This window comes from Streptomyces niveus (assembly GCF_001723055.1).
Taxonomy (GTDB): Bacteria; Actinomycetota; Actinomycetes; order Streptomycetales; family Streptomycetaceae; genus Streptomyces; species Streptomyces niveus.
The window spans coordinates 1-16,691 of the sequence record NZ_MDCR01000004.1; the positions used below are offsets into that span (position 1 = coordinate 1).

General features: G+C 73.4%; 19 protein-coding genes and 1 pseudogene. 16 read left to right on the plus strand and 4 right to left on the minus strand.

From position 1 onward, the window contains the following. The 5 genes from BHU15_RS00315 to BHU15_RS00335 all read left to right on the plus strand — a co-directional run. On the plus strand, positions 1-752 hold a 752-nt coding region (locus BHU15_RS00315), incomplete at its 5' end, for a helix-turn-helix transcriptional regulator (RefSeq protein ID WP_218028035.1). Between the two features lie 104 nt (positions 753-856). Continuing rightward, positions 857-2,200 carry a PucR family transcriptional regulator gene (locus BHU15_RS00320; protein ID WP_069625300.1) on the plus strand — a complete coding sequence of 448 codons (1,344 nt, stop codon included), beginning with the start codon at positions 857-859 and terminating at the stop codon, positions 2,198-2,200. 98 nt (positions 2,201-2,298) lie between these two features. Further along, entirely contained in the window at positions 2,299-2,886 is a 588-nt protein-coding gene (locus BHU15_RS00325; RefSeq protein WP_069625287.1) for an ArsR/SmtB family transcription factor, read from the plus strand. A 52-nt stretch (positions 2,887-2,938) separates the two neighbouring features. Continuing rightward, entirely contained in the window at positions 2,939-3,133 is a 195-nt protein-coding gene (locus BHU15_RS00330) for a hypothetical protein (RefSeq protein WP_069625288.1), read from the plus strand. A 25-nt stretch (positions 3,134-3,158) separates the two neighbouring features. Continuing rightward, positions 3,159-4,481, plus strand: a complete 1,323-nt coding sequence (locus BHU15_RS00335) for an MFS transporter (RefSeq protein WP_069625289.1) — start codon at positions 3,159-3,161, stop codon at positions 4,479-4,481. Between the two features lie 11 nt (positions 4,482-4,492). Here the strand turns inward: BHU15_RS00335 and BHU15_RS00340 are convergent, their stop codons facing one another. After that, positions 4,493-5,125, minus strand: coding sequence for a TIGR03085 family metal-binding protein (locus tag BHU15_RS00340; protein ID WP_069625290.1), 633 nt, complete (start codon positions 5,123-5,125; stop codon positions 4,493-4,495). Between the two features lie 85 nt (positions 5,126-5,210). Here BHU15_RS00340 and hisI point away from each other — a divergent pair, with 85 nt between their 5' ends. From hisI to lgt, 11 genes and pseudogenes are all read left to right on the plus strand, one after another. After that, the gene (hisI, locus tag BHU15_RS00345) at positions 5,211-5,612 is read left to right on the plus strand and encodes a phosphoribosyl-AMP cyclohydrolase (protein ID WP_069625291.1); all 402 of its coding nucleotides are present in this window, start codon (positions 5,211-5,213) and stop codon (positions 5,610-5,612) included. Between the two features lie 11 nt (positions 5,613-5,623). Further along, the gene (locus BHU15_RS00350) at positions 5,624-7,147 is read left to right on the plus strand and encodes an anthranilate synthase component I (protein WP_023542420.1); all 1,524 of its coding nucleotides are present in this window, start codon (positions 5,624-5,626) and stop codon (positions 7,145-7,147) included. A gap of 6 nt (positions 7,148-7,153) precedes the next feature. After that, entirely contained in the window at positions 7,154-7,825 is a 672-nt protein-coding gene (locus tag BHU15_RS00355; RefSeq protein ID WP_079127772.1) for a TIGR02234 family membrane protein, read from the plus strand. Between the two features lie 132 nt (positions 7,826-7,957). Continuing rightward, positions 7,958-8,194: pseudogene (locus BHU15_RS00360) on the plus strand (HGxxPAAW family protein); the annotation flags it as partial. A gap of 243 nt (positions 8,195-8,437) precedes the next feature. Then, positions 8,438-8,863: a DUF2752 domain-containing protein gene (locus BHU15_RS00365; protein ID WP_069625301.1), complete on the plus strand. Its 426-nt coding sequence runs from the start codon at positions 8,438-8,440 to the stop codon at positions 8,861-8,863. Between the two features lie 125 nt (positions 8,864-8,988). Continuing rightward, on the plus strand, positions 8,989-9,798 hold the full coding sequence (trpC, locus tag BHU15_RS00370; protein WP_023542424.1) for an indole-3-glycerol phosphate synthase TrpC: 810 nt from the start codon (positions 8,989-8,991) through the stop codon (positions 9,796-9,798). An 8-nt stretch (positions 9,799-9,806) separates the two neighbouring features. Further along, positions 9,807-10,025 carry a tryptophan biosynthesis modulator TrpM gene (trpM, locus tag BHU15_RS41015; RefSeq protein WP_069625293.1) on the plus strand — a complete coding sequence of 73 codons (219 nt, stop codon included), beginning with the start codon at positions 9,807-9,809 and terminating at the stop codon, positions 10,023-10,025. A 165-nt stretch (positions 10,026-10,190) separates the two neighbouring features. Next, on the plus strand, positions 10,191-11,456 hold the full coding sequence (gene trpB, locus BHU15_RS00380; protein WP_069625294.1) for a tryptophan synthase subunit beta: 1,266 nt from the start codon (positions 10,191-10,193) through the stop codon (positions 11,454-11,456). Continuing rightward, positions 11,453-12,265, plus strand: coding sequence for a tryptophan synthase subunit alpha (gene trpA, locus BHU15_RS00385; RefSeq protein WP_069625295.1), 813 nt, complete (start codon positions 11,453-11,455; stop codon positions 12,263-12,265). The genes trpB and trpA overlap by 4 nt, the downstream gene beginning before the upstream one ends. Positions 12,266-12,340: 75 nt before the next feature. Then, the gene (locus BHU15_RS00390; RefSeq protein ID WP_069625296.1) at positions 12,341-13,186 is read left to right on the plus strand and encodes a DsbA family protein; all 846 of its coding nucleotides are present in this window, start codon (positions 12,341-12,343) and stop codon (positions 13,184-13,186) included. A gap of 102 nt (positions 13,187-13,288) precedes the next feature. Then, positions 13,289-14,236 (plus strand): prolipoprotein diacylglyceryl transferase, encoded by a 948-nt coding sequence (gene lgt / locus BHU15_RS00395; RefSeq protein WP_069625297.1) that lies wholly within the window; start codon positions 13,289-13,291, stop codon positions 14,234-14,236. A 99-nt stretch (positions 14,237-14,335) separates the two neighbouring features. Here lgt and BHU15_RS00400 read toward each other — a convergent pair whose 3' ends face one another. From BHU15_RS00400 to BHU15_RS00410, 3 genes are all read right to left on the minus strand, one after another. Beyond that, complete coding sequence (locus BHU15_RS00400; RefSeq protein WP_069625298.1) at positions 14,336-15,169, minus strand: HpcH/HpaI aldolase/citrate lyase family protein; 834 nt, start codon at positions 15,167-15,169, stop codon at positions 14,336-14,338. Then, positions 15,166-16,377, minus strand: a complete 1,212-nt coding sequence (locus BHU15_RS00405) for a CaiB/BaiF CoA transferase family protein (protein WP_069625299.1) — start codon at positions 16,375-16,377, stop codon at positions 15,166-15,168. Before BHU15_RS00405 ends, BHU15_RS00400 begins: the two co-directional genes overlap by 4 nt. Next, positions 16,374-16,691, minus strand: a 318-nt coding sequence (locus BHU15_RS00410) for a PfkB family carbohydrate kinase (RefSeq protein WP_255292983.1), incomplete at its 5' end; no start/stop codon positions are given. The genes BHU15_RS00410 and BHU15_RS00405, both read right to left, overlap by 4 nt.

The window sequence follows — 16,691 nt, forward strand, 5'->3', positions numbered from 1 at the left end:
ACGGTCTCGCGCAGGCCGCCACGCTCGCCACCTGGGCGGTGGCACGCGCGGATCTGGCGGCCGGCCGGCACACACGGGCGGCCGCGCGGCTCGCCCCGCTCGTTCTCCCGGGCCCCCGGCAGGGGCACTTCGCGGTCCGGATGCTCGCCGTGCCGTGCTTCGTGGAGGCGGCCGTCCTGGCGGGCCGGGGCGAGGAGGCGCGCGTGGCGGTCGAGGAGTTCACCGGGTGGACGGCGTGGACCGCCGATCCGCAGGCTCCGGCCCAACTGGCCCGCTGCCAGGCGCTGCTGGCTCCTCCTGGGGAGGCCGCCGCCCGCTACGAGGAGGCGCGTGCCCACCACGCCCGGTCGGGCGGCGACTTCGAACGCGCCCGTACGGAACTGCTGTACGGCCAGTGGCTGCGGCGGCGCCGCAGGACTCGTGAGGCCCGCGACCCGCTGCGGGACGCGCTCGTCGCGTTCGAGCGGTGCGGGGCCCGGAGCTGGGCCGGGCGCGCGGGAGGAGAGCTGAGGGCGGCGGGGGAGTCGGCCCCGGCGCAGGGGCCGGTGGACCCGCTGACCGCTCAACAGCGCCGCGTGGCGCGGTGCGTGGCGGAAGGCGCGACCAACCGGGAGGTGGCTGTGCGGCTCTCGGTGAGCCCGCGCACGGTCGACCACCATCTGCGTAACGTCTTCGCCGTGCTGGGGGTGCGGTCCCGGACGGAACTGGCGCGTTTGCTGGACCGTGATGAGGAGAATCCGGCGAACCCCTAGGTACCGACTGGCCGGTATGTCATTCTGCGGGCGTCAGGAAGATCCGGCGCGGTCCGGCCGCACCCCACCGCGCCGGAGCGAACCGACTCCCGGTGGAGGCCGCCATGACGCATGTCATCCGCTCGCGGGTCCGGGCGCCGCACGCGTCTCCCGTCATGTCTGCGGTCGCCTCTCCGGTCATGTCTCCGGCCGTGTCGCCCGGCGTGGCCGGGGCCGCGCACCGGCGTCCCCGTTCGCCGGTGGACGCCGAGTCCGTCGCCGTGCTGCACCGGGCCGCCGAGGCGCTCATGGACGACATCACCGGGCTGACGCACCGTCTGGTCGCCGCGCTGCGCGACAAGGAGCCGGCCTACCGCGAGGCGATCGAGGCCGACGCCGCGGAGATCTGGCACGAGGCGAACCGCTCGCTGCGGCTCAGCGTCGGCTCCCTGATCCGGCCCCGGGAGTCGCGCGAGGCGGCCTGCCGCCTGTCGTGGCGGATCGGCGAGTGCCGGGCCGAACAGGGCCTGCCGCTGGACGCGTTGCTGCATGCCTTCCGGCTCGGCGGCGCGATGGTGTGGCAGGGCCTCGTGGACGAGACCACCCGGCGCCGTCCCGAGGACATCCGGCTGCTCGTGCACGTCGCCGCCGACGTCTGGAGCTTCGTGGACGAGCACTGCGGCCTTGTCGCCGACGCGTACCGGGCCACGGAGCGCCGGCTCGCCCGGCGCAGGCAGAACCACCAGCGGCTGACGGTCGCGGCCCTGCTCGACGGCACCGCGCGCATCGCCGACATCCCCGACGCCGCGACGACGCTGGGACTGCCCGAGGAGGGGCGTTACGTCGTCGTGGCGGCGACCGGCGCGGGTGTCGGGGGCACGGCGGAGGCGGTGGGTGTGCCTCCGGGGACACGCGCGCTGCGGCATGTGGCCGAGGACGCCGAATACGTGGTGGTCCTGCTGGCGGACGAGTCCGCGTACGAGGACGCTTCCGGCGCCGGCCGTGAACTCGCGGCGCTCGCGGCGGGGTTGACCGCACCCGCGGGAGTGCGCGTGGGGATCGGCTCGGCCGTCACCGGGCTCGCCGCCCTGGGCGAGGCGCGCGGGCTCGCCGGGACCGCGCTGCGCGCCTGCCCGCGCGATGGCGGCGTCGTACTGCTGGAACAGCACCTGCCGGCCGCGCTGGTCGTCTCCTCGTCCCGGCTGGGCGCGGCCCTCGCCGAGCGGGTGCTCGGTCCGCTGGACCCGCTCGCCCCGGCCGACCGCGACCTGCTGGTGGGCACGGTCAGAACCTGGCTGGAGGCGGACGGTTCGGCGCAGCGCGCCGGAACCCGGCTCTACTGCCACCGCAACACCGTTCTCAACCGGCTCCGCCGCTTCGAGCAGTTGACCGGCCGCTCGCTGGCGCGGCCCGCGGACGTGGTCGAGATCTCCCTCGCGCTGGCGGCCGGACGGCTGCTCGACATCTGACCGCGCCGGCCGCGGGCCCGCGGCCGCCCGCCCGAATCCGCAGGATTATTTGCGCAACTAATATTGCGCAACTTTCCTTTCGTATCTAGGGTGGGGGTATGGCAGCCAAGGACCCCCGCAGAGTCGACGACCTGGACACCCTCAAGGCGTTCGGTCACCCGCTGCGGATGAAGCTTTACCGCGCGCTCTTCATCTCCCGCACGGCCACCGCGTCGCAGCTCGCGGAGCAGGTCGACAGCGCCGTCTCGCTGGTCAGCTACCACCTGCGCAAGCTCGCCGACCACGGGCTGATCGAGGAGGCGCCCCAGCGCGGCCAGGACGGCCGGGAGCGCTGGTGGCGGACCGCGTCCGAAGGGCTCACCTTCCGGGACGAGGACTTCCGCGACGCGCCCGAGAAGCTCGCCACGCACGCCGCCATCGGCCGGATGTCGTTCGAGCAGCGCGCGGAGATGTACCGCGCCTACCAGGACAGCCAGTCGGCCTGGGCGCCGGAGTGGCGCAGCGCCGCCTTCAGCAGCGAGTTCCTCGGACCGTTCAAGCCCGAGGAACTGGCCCTGCTGAGCAAGGAGATGCACGAGCTGATCAAGCGGCACACCGACGCCGCGCGGGCCGAGCAGGACGCCGGAGACACCGAGGGCCGCGAGAACGTCGCGCTGCACGTCTACGGATTCCCCTTCCGGCAGTAGCGCCGCGTCCGTTCCGCCGTCCCCCGTCCCGTAGTTGAGAGGAGCCACCGCCATGCACAGCGACATACATCTGCGGCTGCACGCCCTTCGCGCCGCCGACCTCCGTACGGAGGCGGCCCGTTACCGCCTGTCCCGCGCGACGGTCCCGGCCCCCGGCGCTCTGCGCGGCCGGCTGGGCTGGTTCCTGGTGGAGACGGGTCTGCGCCTCGTGCGCCACCGGCCCGCACACGTCGCACGGATCGCCTGACCGCCTCACGGAAGGGCACGAGTCCATGAGCCGGACGGTCGTACCGCGGGAGGCCGCACCCGCACCCGCACCCGCACCCGCATCCACACCCGCACCCGCGTCCGCCCCCGAGCGGCCCGCGCACCGTGACCCGAACGTCCTGCGCTGGGTCGCCGCCTTCACCCTGTCGGCGGTCGGCGACAGCGTGTACTACATGGCGCTCGCCTGGGCCGCCGCCCGCTCCGGCAGCCCCGCCCAGGCCGGAGTCGTCCTGGCCGTGGGCGCCGTGCCACGGGCCTTCCTGATGCTCGGCGGGGGAGTGCTCGCCGACCGGTGGGGCCCACGCCGCGTCGTCATCGGCAGCGACGCCGCGCGCTGCGTGGTGATGTTCACCGTCGCCGCCGTCCTGGCCCTCACCGCGCCCGGCCTGTGGCCGCTGATCGCCGTGGCCCTGGTCTTCGGCGTCGTGGACGCCCTGTTCCTGCCCGCCGTCGGCGCCCTGCCGCCCCGTATCACCGCTCCCGGCCAGCTCGCCCGGGTGCAGGGGATGCGCGGCCTGGCCGCACGCGTGGCCACCGTGACCGGTGGACCGCTCGGCGGGCTGCTCGTCGCGTTCGGCGGGTCCCCGGCGGCGTTCGCCGCGGCGGGCGCCCTGTTCGCCGTCTCGCTGGCGCTCCTCGTCGCCGTACGGATCAATGCCCTGCCGGTCCGCGAGAGCGCCGAAGCCCCCGTGGAGGCCGCAGGAGCCGGTCCCTGGCGCGAACTCACCGACGGGCTGCGCCACCTGCGCCGCCACCGGGTCCTCGGCCCGCTGATGCTCGTCATCGCCCTCAGCGAACTGGGCCTGGTCGGCCCGCTCAACATCGGCCTCGTCCTGCTCGCCCAGGACCGGGGCTGGGGCGCCGGCGGCATGGGCTGGATCGTCGCCGCCTTCGGCGTCGGCGCGGGCGCCGCCTCCCTGCTGCTGGCGGTACGCGGACATCTCCCGCGCGCGGGCCTCGTCCTGTGCCTGTCCGTCGTCGCCGGAGCCCTCGCGATCGGCGCGCTCGCCTTCGTACAGACCGTCGCGCCCGCCGCCGTCGCGGGCCTCCTCGTCGGACTGCTGGCCGGTCTCGGCGGCGGACTGTGCGGGGCGCTCACCCAGACCCTCACCGAACCCGCGTACCTCGGTCGGGTGACATCCGTGGCCACCCTCTTCACCCTCGGCATCGCACCGCTCAGCTACCCGGTGACCGGCGCCGCCGTCGGGCTCTGGGGCACCGGCCCGGTCTTCGTCGTCAGCGCCGCCGTCTGCGCGGCGGGCGGCGCGCTGGGCCTGACCTTCCCCGGTCTGCGCCGCGCGGAACTCCCCGGCGGCCGGGCCCGCTGACCGGACGCCCCCTACATCCCGAGCTTCGCCCGCTGCACCTTGTCGACGGCTTCCTTGTCGCCTTCCACTTCCACCCGCGCCGCGTCCTGCCGCCCGAAGACGAACATCAGCAACTCGCTCGGCTCGCCGGTCACCGTCACCACGGGAGAGCCCCGGTGCGCCACCGCCGTCTGACCGTCGGGCCGCCGCAGCACCAGACCGACCGGCGACTTGCGGCCCATCATCCGGGCGCCCTTCTCCAGCCGCGCCCACAGGGCGTTCGAGAAGACCTTGTCCAGCTCGCGGGGCGACCAGTCGGGCTGGGCCCGCCGTACGTCCTCGGCGTGGACGTAGTACTCGACGGTGTTCGCCGCCTCGTCGAACTGCTTGATCCCGAAGGGCGACATCCGCGGCGGCCCCGTACGGATGAGCTGGATCAGCTCCTCGTACGGCTTCGCCACATACTCGCCCTGGACCCGCTCCAGCCGGTTCCTGAGCGGGCCGATGAGCTGTCCGCCCGCCGCGTCCGGGCGGCGCTCACGCACCACCACGTGCGCGGCGAGATCGCGGGCGGTCCAGCCGTCGCACAACGTCGGTGCGTCGGGTCCCGCCGACTCCAACAGGTCGGCGAGCAGAAGTCGTTCACGCTTCGCATGGGTCGACATACCTGCCAGCGTACGACTGCCGCGCGCCGTCCGCCCAGTGGACGTCCACGGCCCGTGCCCGCCCGGACGCGGCACAATGGGCCCCATGACCAGCGCGACCGGGGGCCCCGGCCCCACCAGTGGCCTCGACCCCGCCATCGCCGCCCGCCTCAAGCGCGGGACGGACGGGCTGCTGCCGGCCGTCGCCCAGCAGTACGACACCGGCGAGGTGCTGATGCTCGGCTGGATGGACGACGAGGCCCTGCACCGCACCCTCACCACCGGACGCGGCACCTACTGGTCCCGCAGCCGCCGCGAGTACTGGGTCAAGGGCGACACCTCCGGGCATGTGCAGCACGTCAAGTCCGTCGCCCTCGACTGCGACGCCGACACGATCCTCGTCAAGGTCGACCAGGTGGGCGCCGCCTGTCACACCGGCGACCGGACCTGCTTCGACGCCGACGTGATCCTGCCGCAGGCGCCCGCCGGCGGCCCCGCCGCCGACTAGGCTCAACTGCCATGGATCTCGACACCTTCCGCAAGCTGGCGGTCGACCGCCGTGTCATCCCGGTCGGCCGCAGGCTTCTCGCGGACGGCGACACCCCGGTCGGCCTCTACCGCAAACTCGCCGCCGAACGCCCGGGCACCTTCCTCCTCGAATCCGCCGAGAACGGCCGCTCCTGGTCGCGCTACTCCTTCATCGGCGTACGGTCCGCGGCCACCCTCACCGAGCGCGACGGGCACACCCACTGGCTCGGCACCCCGCCCGTCGGCGTCCCCCTCGACGGCGACCCGCTGGCCGCCCTGCGCGCCACCGTGGAGACCCTGCACACCCCGCACGACCGCGAGGGAGACATGCCGCCCTTCACCGGCGGCATGGTCGGCTACCTCGGCTTCGACATCGTCCGCCGGCTGGAGAAGAAGATCGGCGACCACGCGCGCGACGATCTCCACCTGCCCGAGCTGACCATGCTCCTCACCTCCGACCTCGCCGTCCTGGACCACCGCTCCGGCACCGTCCTGCTCATCGCCAACGCGATCAACCACAACGACCTCGACACCGGCGTCGACGAGGCGTACGCGGACGCCGTCCTGCGGCTCGACGCCATGGAACGCGACCTGGCACGCCCCCTGGACAGCGCGCCCACCGCACTGCCGCCGTCCGAACCACCCCCGTACACCGCGCTGTGGGGCGGCGTCGCCTACCAGGAGGCCGTCGAGGACATCAAGGAGCGCATCAGGGCGGGCGAGGCCTTCCAGGTCGTCCCCTCGCAGCGCTTCGAGACCCCGTGCGAGGCGAGCGCGCTCGACGTCTACCGGGTGCTGCGGGCCACCAACCCGAGCCCGTACATGTACCTTTTCCGCTTCGACGGGTTCGACGTCGTCGGCTCCAGCCCCGAGGCCCTGGTCAAGGTCGAGGACGGCCACGCGATGGTCCACCCCATCGCCGGCACCCGCCCGCGCGGCGAGACCCCGCAGGACGACCAGGCGCTCGCCGACGAACTGCTCGCCGACCCCAAGGAGCGCGCCGAGCACCTGATGCTGGTCGACCTCGGCCGCAACGACCTGGGGCGCGTCTGCGAACCAGGCACCGTCGAAGTCGTCGACTTCATGTCCGTCGAGCGCTACTCGCACGTCATGCACATCGTCTCGACCGTCACCGGCCGCGTCGCCGAAGGCCGAAGCGCCTTCGACGTCCTGACCGCCTGCTTCCCCGCCGGCACGCTCTCCGGCGCCCCGAAACCGCGCGCCCTCCAGATCATCGACGAACTGGAGCCCACGCGCCGGGGCCTGTACGGAGGCTGCGTCGGCTACCTCGACTTCGCCGGCGACTCCGACACCGCCATCGCGATCCGTACGGCCCTGCTCCGGGACGGCACCGCGTACGTCCAGGCGGGCGCGGGCGTCGTCGCCGACTCCGACCCGGTCGCCGAGGACACCGAGTGCCGCAACAAGGCCGCGGCGGTGCTGCGCGCGGTGCACACCGCGAACCGGCTGGGACAGTCCTCGGGCAGCCCGTCGGAGGCCGCGCGGGGCCGGTAGGGGATAGTGGGTCGGGTGACTGCCGTACCCATTCCCCAGCCCCGCGCCGAGACCGCGGCGGACGCCACGAGAAGGCGCGCCGGCCGAAGTCTCGGCGCAGCCCTCCTCCTGGGCGCCGCCGGCTCCGCCGTGGTGCTGATCGCTTCCGGCCAGACCTGGGCCGAGGGCAGCGCCGTGGTCGCGGGCGGCAACGTGTCGCTCGACGCCGGAGGCCGTGACGTCACCGGCGTCCCCGCCGCGCTCGCCGTCGTCGGCCTCGCCGCCCTCGTCGCCGTCTTCGCCGTCCGCACGGCCGGGCGACTGCTCGTCTCCGCGCTGCTCGCCCTCAGCGGCGCGGGCGCGACCGTCGCCGCGCTCATCGGCGCGAGCGACAGCGCGGCGCTCGACGACAAGGCCGCGCGGACGACGGGCGACACCGCCGCGACGATCGGCGCCCTCACCCACACCGCCTGGCCCTACGTGACGGCGGCCGGCGGCCTGCTGATCCTGCTCGCCGGCCTGCTGGCCCTGCGGTACGGGGCACACTGGCCGACCATGTCGGGCCGCTACGAACGCGACGGCACCCCACGCGCGCCCCGCACCCCCAGGCCCGCCAGGGCCGCCGCACCCGCCGTGGATCCCGACCGCCCCGAGGACATCTGGAAGGCCCTGGACCGGGGCGAGGATCCGACGCGCTAGAGCGTGACGGAGGTCATGACCCCGAGGCGGGGGAACGGCGACCGGTGCGGGACAATGAACGGTGAGCGCGTGACTCACCCGGCGCTCGACCCCAGCGCCACAGCAGCACATCAGCAAACGAGGAGCGAATTCATGGCGGGCAGCAGCCACGGACACACCCCGGCCGCCTGGACCGGTGTCACCATCTCCATCATCGGCTTCTGCATCGCAGGCGTCTTCATGGTGGCGGCCGACCCCCTGGGGTTCGTCGCCGGCCTGGCGGTCATCCCGCTCGGCGGGCTCGTCGGCCTCGGTATGCGGGCCGCGGGCCTCGGCGGGGTCAAGGAGTCCGACGCGGCGAAGCAGGCCCGGGTGGCGGCCGGGCGGGCGTCCCTGAACCGTGTCGCCGCCGCCGCGCGTGGCGAGGAGTACTCCGCCCCGCAGTCGCCGTCGCAGCCGCAGGTCCAGCAGAAGCCCGAGCCGGTGGCCCAGACCGCGTAACCGGTCACGTTCATCGCGAAGAGGCGCAGCCCCGCCAAGCCGGGCTGCGCCTCTTCGCGTGCCGACGGCGCGCGACGCGGGGCCGGGCTGCGCGTTCGCGCCCCCAGGGGGGACAATCACCCGGTGGACGCCATGCCTGTACCCGCCGCGCCGCCCCCGGCGACCCGCGCCCGGCGGCTCCTCGCCCCGCTGGGCACGCTCACCGGCGTCGTCGCCGCCTTCACCTACGTCGGCCTCGTCGACCCCAACGAGAGCGGCCACTACCCCGTCTGCCCGCTGCTCAGCATGACCGGCCTCTACTGCCCCGGCTGCGGTGGACTGCGCAGCGCGCACGCCGTCGCGCACGGCGACCTCGCCACCGCCTTCGGCGCCAACGCGCTCGCCGTCGTCGGTTACGGCGTGTTCGCCGTCGTCTGGCTCGTATGGCTGATTCGCGTCGCTCGCGGAACGCGGCACCAGGTCTCGGTGCCACCCTTCTTGGGATGGGCCGTCGGCGCCGTCGTCCTGGCTTTCGGCGTGGTGCGGAACCTTCCCTTCGGCTCCTCGCTCGCTCCATGAAGTCCCAGGTGGCAGGCGGCGGGACCGGCGGATGCGGGCGCTGGGCCCTCCTGCGGATACCATCGACATGGCTGATCCTCATCCATGGCTGAATCCGACACCGTTCCCGGAAGGGGGCCGCTCGCGTGAGTGTGCTCGACGAGATCATCGAAGGCGTACGCGCCGACCTCGCGGAGCGGCAGGCGCGCGTCAGCCTCGACGAGCTCAAGGAACGCGCGGGCAAGGCACGGCCGGCCAAGGACGGCGTCGCCGCACTGCGCGGCGAGGGCGTCACGGTGATCTGCGAGGTCAAGCGCTCCAGCCCGTCCAAGGGCGCGCTCGCCGCGATCGCCGACCCCGCCGGACTGGCGGCCGACTACGAGGCGGGTGGCGCGGCCGTCATCTCCGTACTGACCGAGCAGCGCCGCTTCGGCGGCTCGCTGGCCGACCTCGAAGCCGTCCGCGCCAAGGTCGACATCCCCGTCCTGCGCAAGGACTTCATCGTCACGGCGTACCAGCTGTGGGAGGCACGCGCATACGGCGCCGACCTCGCCCTGCTGATCGTCGCCGCCCTGGAGCAGCCCGCGCTCGTCTCGCTCATCGAGCGCGCCGAGTCCATCGGACTCACCCCGATCGTCGAGGTGCACGACGAGGACGAGGTGGAGCGCGCGGTCGACGCCGGGGCGCGGGTCATCGGCGTCAACGCGCGTGACCTGAGGACGCTGAAGGTCGACCGCGGCACGTTCGAGCGGGTCGCCCCCGAGATCCCGGACGGCATCGTCAAGATCGCCGAGTCCGGTGTGCGCGGACCGCACGACCTCATCGCGTACGCCAACGAGGGCGCCGACTCGGTGCTCGTCGGCGAGTCCCTGGTCACCGGGCGCGACCCGAGGTCGGCGGTGGCCGACCTGGTCGCCGCCGGCGCCCACCCGGCGCTGCGGCACGGACGGAGCTGACCTTCCCGATGCCCGTCCCCGTCCCCTCCGGATCCCTGGCCGCCGTGCGCGCGCCGCACGCGCCGCTGGCGCGTGGGTGCAGGCCGCGCGGCTGCCGGGCGCCGGCCAGGCGGGTACACGGGCGGCGGGTGCGGTACGTGATCGGTGACGAACCCGGTCAGGTCAACGGGATGCGATGGCGCGGGCCGCGCTCCGGCGAGGCCCTTCCGACCGCGACCCTCTCGTAGCCACGTAGCCACGTAGCCACGTAGCCACGTAGCCACGTAGCCACGGCCACGTACATCCGGAAGGTCCGCAAGACCCACGCCCCACCCGGCCCACGCCGGGTGCGGGGCGGCCTCGCCCATGGCGCATACGGTGCATCCACCCGTTGCTTCACGAGGAGATCATCCGTGACGTCCGACTCTTCAGGTTCCTCCGTTTCCTCCGGGTTCTTCATCCCCGACCCGCTGGGCCTCAGCCCCGACGCCGAGGGCTACTTCGGCGCCTTCGGCGGCAAGTTCATCCCCGAGGCGCTCGTCGCCGCCGTCGACGAGGTCGCCGTCGAGTACGAGAAGGCCAAGGGCGACCCCGCCTTCACCGCCGAGCTGAACGACCTCATGGTCAACTACACCGGCCGGCCCAGCGCGCTGACCGAGGTCCCGCGGTTCGCCGCCGAGGCCGGCGGCGCCCGCGTCTTCCTGAAGAGGGAGGACCTCAACCACACCGGGTCCCACAAGATCAACAACGTGCTCGGCCAGGCGCTGCTCACCAAGCGCATGGGCAAGACCCGGGTCATCGCCGAGACGGGCGCCGGACAGCACGGCGTCGCCACCGCGACCGCCTGCGCGCTGTTCGGGCTCGAATGCACCATCTACATGGGCGAGATCGACACCGAGCGCCAGGCGCTCAACGTCGCCCGTATGCGGATGCTCGGCGCCGAGGTCGTGCCGGTGAAGTCCGGCAGCCGCACCCTGAAGGACGCCATCAACGAGGCGTTCCGCGACTGGGTCGCCAACGTGGACCGTACGCACTACCTCTTCGGCACCGTCGCCGGACCGCACCCCTTCCCCGCCATGGTGCGCGACTTCCACCGCGTCATCGGCGTCGAGGCCCGGCGGCAGATCCTGGAGCGGGCCGGCCGGCTGCCCGACGCGGCCGTCGCCTGTGTGGGAGGCGGGTCCAACGCGATCGGTCTCTTCCACGCGTTCCTCGCCGACCAAGCCGTACGGCTGGTGGGCTGCGAGCCCGCCGGACACGGCATCGCGACCGGCGAGCACGCGGCGACGCTGAGCGCGGGCGAGCCCGGCATCCTGCACGGTTCGCGGTCCTACGTCCTCCAGGACGAGGAGGGCCAGATCACCGAGCCGTACTCGATCTCCGCCGGACTCGACTACCCGGGCATCGGCCCCGAACACGCGTACCTGAAGGACAGCGGGCGCGGCGAGTACCGCGCCGTGACCGACGACGACGCCATGCAGGCGCTGCTGCTGCTGTCCCGCACCGAGGGCATCATCCCGGCCATCGAGAGCGCCCACGCGCTCGCCGGTGCGCTGGAGGTCGGCCGTGAGCTGGGGGAGGACGGACTGCTCGTCGTCAACCTCTCCGGGCGCGGCGACAAGGACATGGACACCGCCGCCCGCTACTTCGGGCTGTACGACGGGGAGAGCGCCAAGTGAGCGGGAACATCCAGCTGTTGAGCGACACCCTCGCCGCCGCGAGGAGCGAGGGGCGCGCCGCGCTCATCGCCTATCTGCCCGCCGGATTCCCGACGGTCGACGGCGGCATCGACGCCGTGAAGGCCGTCTTCGACGGCGGCGCCGACGTCGTCGAGGTCGGGCTGCCGCACAGCGATCCGGTGCTCGACGGGCCCGTCATCCAGACCGCCGACGACATCGCGCTCAAGGGCGGCGTCAAGATCGCGGACGTGATGCGCACGGTCCGCGAGGCGTACGAGGCCACCGGGAAGCCGGTGCTCGTCATGACGTACTGGAACCCGATCGACCGGTACGGGATCGAGCGGTTCACCGCCGAGCTGGCGGCGGCGGGCGGCGCCGGGTGCATCCTGCCCGACCTGCCCGTACAGGAGTCCGACGAGTGGCGGCAGCACGCCGAGAAGCACGGTCTGGCCACCGTCTTCGTCGTCGCGCCCAGCAGCAAGGACGACCGTCTCGCGAAGATCACCGCCGTGGGCTCCGGGTTCGTCTACGCCGCCTCCCTGATGGGTGTCACCGGCACCCGCCAGTCCGTGGGCGCCCAGGCCCAGGACCTGGTGCGGCGCACCCGCGCCACCACCGAGCTGCCCGTGTGCGTGGGGCTCGGCGTGTCCGACGCGGCACAGGCCGCCGAGGTCGCCTCGTTCGCCGACGGGGTCATCGTCGGCTCGGCCTTCGTCAAGCTGATGCTGGAGGCGCCCGACCGCGAGGCGGGTCTGGTGGCGGTCCGCGCGCTCGCCGCCGACCTGGCGGAAGGCGTTCGCAAGCGCTGACGGGTGAGGTAGCTCGTACGGGTGGACCTGGGACCGGGGAGGTGCGTACGCGCCTCCCCGGTTCGTTGCCCAGGCGTGAGCGAGAAGAACCGTGAGGCAAAGAGGAGCGCCCGAGAGCGGCTCCAGGTGCAGCGTGAGCAGGAGAAGAGGCGGGAGCGGCGCAAGCGCACCCTGGTCGTCTCGGCGGCGGTGGTGGGCGTGCTGGGCGCGGCGGCGGCGATCGGACTCGTCGCCACGAACGCGAACAAGGACAAGGGCAGCAGCGGCGCGGCGGGCCCCGTGCTCGCGCCGTCGGGCGCCCAGGGCAAGGACGAGCTGTCGATCCCCGTGGGCAGGGCCGACGCGCCGTCGACCCTCACCGTGTGGGAGGACTTCCGCTGCCCGGCCTGCGGTCAGTTCGAGAACGCGTTCCGGGACACGATCAAGGAGCTGGAGAGCGCCGGCCAGCTCAAGGTCGACTACCACCTCGCCACGATCATCGACGGCAACATGGGCGGCACCGGCTCGCTGCGCGCCGCCAACGCGGCGGCGTGCGCCCAGGACGTGGGCAAGTTCGCGCCGTACCACGACGCGCTCTTCCAGAATCAGCCGCCGGAGCCCGACGACGCCTTCGCCGACAACGCCAAGCTGCTGGAGATCGCGGGCAAGGTCGACGGCCTGGAGTCGGCCCCCGGCTTCAAGCAGTGCGTCGAGGACGGCAAGCACGACAAATGGGTGGTGAATTCCAACACAGCCTTCCAGAACGGCGGCTTCAGCGGCACGCCGACCGTCCTGCTCAACGGCGAATCCGTGTTCCCCAAGAAGGGCGGCGAGGACATCAGTCCGGCCAACTTCAAGAGGTGGGTCATGGAAGCCAACAAGGGCAAGCAGCCGGGCACCGCACCGGCGACACCGCCCGGGACGGGGGCTTCGCCCTCCTGAGCCGGGAGCCCGCGCGGAGCGGATTTCGCGCGGGCTCGTTACCCAGACGTTGTCGGGCGGGTTGCCGTAGGCCCCGCCCGGCACGGTAGCGTCGGAACCGCCATGGACATTGCCTATATCCCCAGTCCGTCGAGCGGAGTGATCCATCTCGGACCACTCCCGCTGCGCGGCTATGCGTTCTGCATCATTCTCGGTGTCTTCGTCGCCGTCTGGTACGGCAACAAGCGCTGGATCGCCCGCGGCGGCAAGGCCGGGACCGTGGCGGACATCTCCGTCTGGGCCGTGCCCTTCGGACTCGTCGGCGGCCGGCTCTACCACGTGATCACGGACTACCAGCTGTACTTCAGCGACGGTAAGAACTGGGTCGACGCCTTCAAGATCTGGGAGGGCGGCCTCGGGATCTGGGGCGCCATCGCCTTCGGCGCCGTCGGCGCGTGGATCGGCTGCCGCCGCCGGGGCATCCCGCTCCCCGCGTACGCCGACGCCATCGCACCGGCGATCGTGCTCGCCCAGGCCATCGGCCGCTGGGGCAACTGGTTCAACCAGGAGCTGTACGGCAAGGCCACCGACCTGCCGTGGGCGGTCAAGATCAGCGAGGGTGTCAACCGCGAGGCGGGCACCTACCACCCGACGTTCCTGTACGAGTCGCTGTGGTGCGTCGGTGTCGCACTGCTCGTCGTCTGGGCCGACCGCCGCTTCAAGCTCGGTCACGGACGGGCGTTCGCGCTGTACGTCGCCGCGTACTGCGCGGGCCGGGCCTGGATCGAGTACATGCGCGTCGACGAGGCGCACCACGTGCTGGGGCTGCGCCTCAACGTGTGGACCGCGATCATCGTCTTCGTGCTGGCGGTCGTCTACATGGTGGTCTCGGCGCGGATCCGGCCGGGGCGCGAGGAGATCGTCGAGCCGGACCGGGAGACGCTCGCCAAGGGCGTCACGGCCAAGGACGGCGAGGACGCCAAGGACGGCGAGGACGCCAAGGCCGGGACCCAGAAGGCGGACGGCGACGACAGCGTCGATGCCGACGCCGCGCCGGCCAAGAACGTCTGACCCCGCACATCGCTCCAGGAAAGGGCCGCCGGACCTCCTCAGAGGTCCGGCGGCCCTTTTCGCGTACGCCGGGACCGGGGCGCGGGACCGGGACCCGGCTCAGCGGCTCGCGAGGCCCCGCGCGGCCAGGAAGAGCGTGCGGTGCGCCGCCGCCACGACCGCCGCGTCCACGAACCGCCCGTCCGGCAGCGCCAGCGCCCCCGCGTCCCTGGCAGCCGCCTCGACGATCTCGGCCGCCGACTCCACCTCCCGCGCCGTGGGCAGATACGCGCGCTCGATCACCGGCAGCTGACGCGGATGGATCGCCGAGCGCCCGAAGAAGCCGAGCGAGCGGCCGTGCGCGCACGAGGCGGCCAGCCCCGCCAGGTCGCGTACGTCGGGGAAGACGGACTGTACGGGCGCCGGCAGACCGGCGGCCCGCGCCGCCACCACGACCCGGCCGCGCGACCAGTCCAGCCCGGCGTCGCCGCGTACCCCCAGATCGGCGCGGAGGTCCGCCTCGCCGAGCGCGACACCGCGCACGGCCGGATGGGCCGCCGCGATGCTGTGGGCGTTCTCGACGGCGAGGGCGGATTCGAGCAGCGCGTACAGCGGGGTGTCCGGGGCGGCGGCGACGACCCGCCGGATGTCCGACGCGCGGGCGACCTTCGGCAGCCGCAGCCCGGCCAGGCCCGGGAGCCCGGCCAGAGCGGGGATGTCGTCCTCGCCGGCGATACGGACATGCACGGGTGTGGCGCCGGGGGATGCCAGCAGTTCGGCCGTCGCGGCGCGCGCGTACTCCCTGCGGTCGGCGGCCACCGCGTCCTCCAGGTCGACGATCACCGCGTCCGCGCCGGAGGCGAGCGCCTTCTGTACGACGTCGGGCCGGTCCCCGGGCACGTACAGCCAGGTGAGCGGCGCGTGCCCCGGCGCCTGCCCCGGTCCGCCCGTCACAGCGCGCCCTCCGTACGGAGGGCCGCGATCTCCGGTGCCGACAGGCCCAGCATCTCGGTGAGGACCGCGTCCGTGTCCGCGCCGTGCGGGCGGCCCGCCCAGCGGATGGCGCCCGGGGTCTCGGAGAGCCGGAAGAGCACGTTCTGCATACGGATCGGGCCCAGCTCCGAGTCGGGGACCTCGACGACGCTGTCCAGCGCCCGGTACTGCGGGTCGTCCATGACGTCGCTGATGTCGTAGACGGGCGCGATCGCCGCCTCCGCCTTCTCGAACGCGGCCATCGCGTCCTCGCGCGAATGCCGCGCGACCCACGCCCCGACCGCCTCGTCCAGCACGTCGGCGTGCTCCGCCCGCCCGCTGCCGGTGGCGAACCACGGCTCGTCCACCAGTTCCTGACGGCCCACCAGCCGCATCACCCGCTCGGCGATCGACTGCGCGGAGGTGGAGACCGCGAGCCAGGAGCCGCAGGCGGTGCGGTAGGTGTTGCGGGGGGCGTTGTTACGGGAGCGGTTGCCGGTACGGGGCTGTACGTAGCCGAGCTGGTCGTACCAGAGCGGCTGCGGCCCCAGCACCGTCAGGATCGGCTCGATGATCGCCAGGTCCACCACCTGGCCCCGGCCCGTCGTCGCCCGGCCGTTCAGCGCGGTCATCACGGCGTACGCGGTGGCCAGCGCGGCGATGGAGTCCGCCAGCCCGAACGGCGGCAGCGTCGGCGGGCCGTCTGGCTCACCGGTCATGGCGGCGAAGCCGCTCATCGCCTCGGCGAGCGTGCCGAAGCCGGGGCGGTGCGAGTACGGCCCGAACTGCCCGAAGCCGGTGACCCGGGCGAGCACCAACCGGGGGTTGACGGCGGAGAGTTCGGCCCAGCCCAGGCCCCACTTCTCCAGCGTGCCGGGGCGGAAGTTCTCGACGACCACATCCGCGTCGGCCGCCAGCCTCAGGAGGAGGTCGCGGCCCGGCGGGGTGGCGAGGTCGAGCGTGATGGTGCGCTTGTTGCGGCCCAGGATCTTCCACCAGAGGCCGACACCGTCCTTCGCGGGTCCGTGCCCGCGCGACGGATCGGGACGGGTGGGGTGCTCCACCTTGATGACCTCCGCGCCGAAGTCGCCGAGCATCGTCGCGGCGAGCGGGCCGGCGAAGAGCGTGGCGAGATCGAGGACGCGCAGGCCGTGCAGGGGCGGGGGAGTGGTGTTCGGGTCGGCGGTCATGAGGCGGCCTCGTCGATCTCGGGGCGGTACGGCATGGAGGTCGACGCGCCGTGGCGCTGGACGCACAGGGCGGCGGCGGCCGACGCCCAGCGCGCCGCCGCGTCCATCGGACGGCCCTCGCCGATCGCCACGGCGAGGGCGCCGACGAACGTGTCACCGGCGCCCGTCGTGTCCACGGCGGTGACCTTCGGCGCGGGGACGGTCACCGGCTCGGCGCCGCGAGCCGCGTACAGGCAGCCCGCCGCGCCCAGGGTGATCACCACCTCGGGGACCTGCCGGAGCAGCACCTCGGCCGCGGCGTGCGGGTCGGCGAT

What these genes read in the sequence shown, in the direction of transcription:
- BHU15_RS00320 (WP_069625300.1), top strand. Translation starts at nt 857, where the DNA reads ATGACGCATGTCATCCGCTCGCGGGTCCGGGCGCCGCACGCGTCTCCC.
- BHU15_RS00325 (WP_069625287.1), top strand. Translation starts at nt 2,299, where the DNA reads ATGGCAGCCAAGGACCCCCGCAGAGTCGACGACCTGGACACCCTCAAG.
- BHU15_RS00330 (WP_069625288.1), top strand. Translation starts at nt 2,939, where the DNA reads ATGCACAGCGACATACATCTGCGGCTGCACGCCCTTCGCGCCGCCGAC.
- BHU15_RS00335 (WP_069625289.1), top strand. Translation starts at nt 3,159, where the DNA reads ATGAGCCGGACGGTCGTACCGCGGGAGGCCGCACCCGCACCCGCACCC.
- BHU15_RS00340 (WP_069625290.1), bottom strand. Translation starts at nt 5,125, where the DNA reads ATGTCGACCCATGCGAAGCGTGAACGACTTCTGCTCGCCGACCTGTTG.
- hisI (WP_069625291.1), top strand. Translation starts at nt 5,211, where the DNA reads ATGACCAGCGCGACCGGGGGCCCCGGCCCCACCAGTGGCCTCGACCCC.
- BHU15_RS00350 (WP_023542420.1), top strand. Translation starts at nt 5,624, where the DNA reads ATGGATCTCGACACCTTCCGCAAGCTGGCGGTCGACCGCCGTGTCATC.
- BHU15_RS00365 (WP_069625301.1), top strand. Translation starts at nt 8,438, where the DNA reads ATGCCTGTACCCGCCGCGCCGCCCCCGGCGACCCGCGCCCGGCGGCTC.
- trpM (WP_069625293.1), top strand. Translation starts at nt 9,807, where the DNA reads ATGCCCGTCCCCGTCCCCTCCGGATCCCTGGCCGCCGTGCGCGCGCCG.
- lgt (WP_069625297.1), top strand. Translation starts at nt 13,289, where the DNA reads ATGGACATTGCCTATATCCCCAGTCCGTCGAGCGGAGTGATCCATCTC.
- BHU15_RS00405 (WP_069625299.1), bottom strand. Translation starts at nt 16,377, where the DNA reads ATGACCGCCGACCCGAACACCACTCCCCCGCCCCTGCACGGCCTGCGC.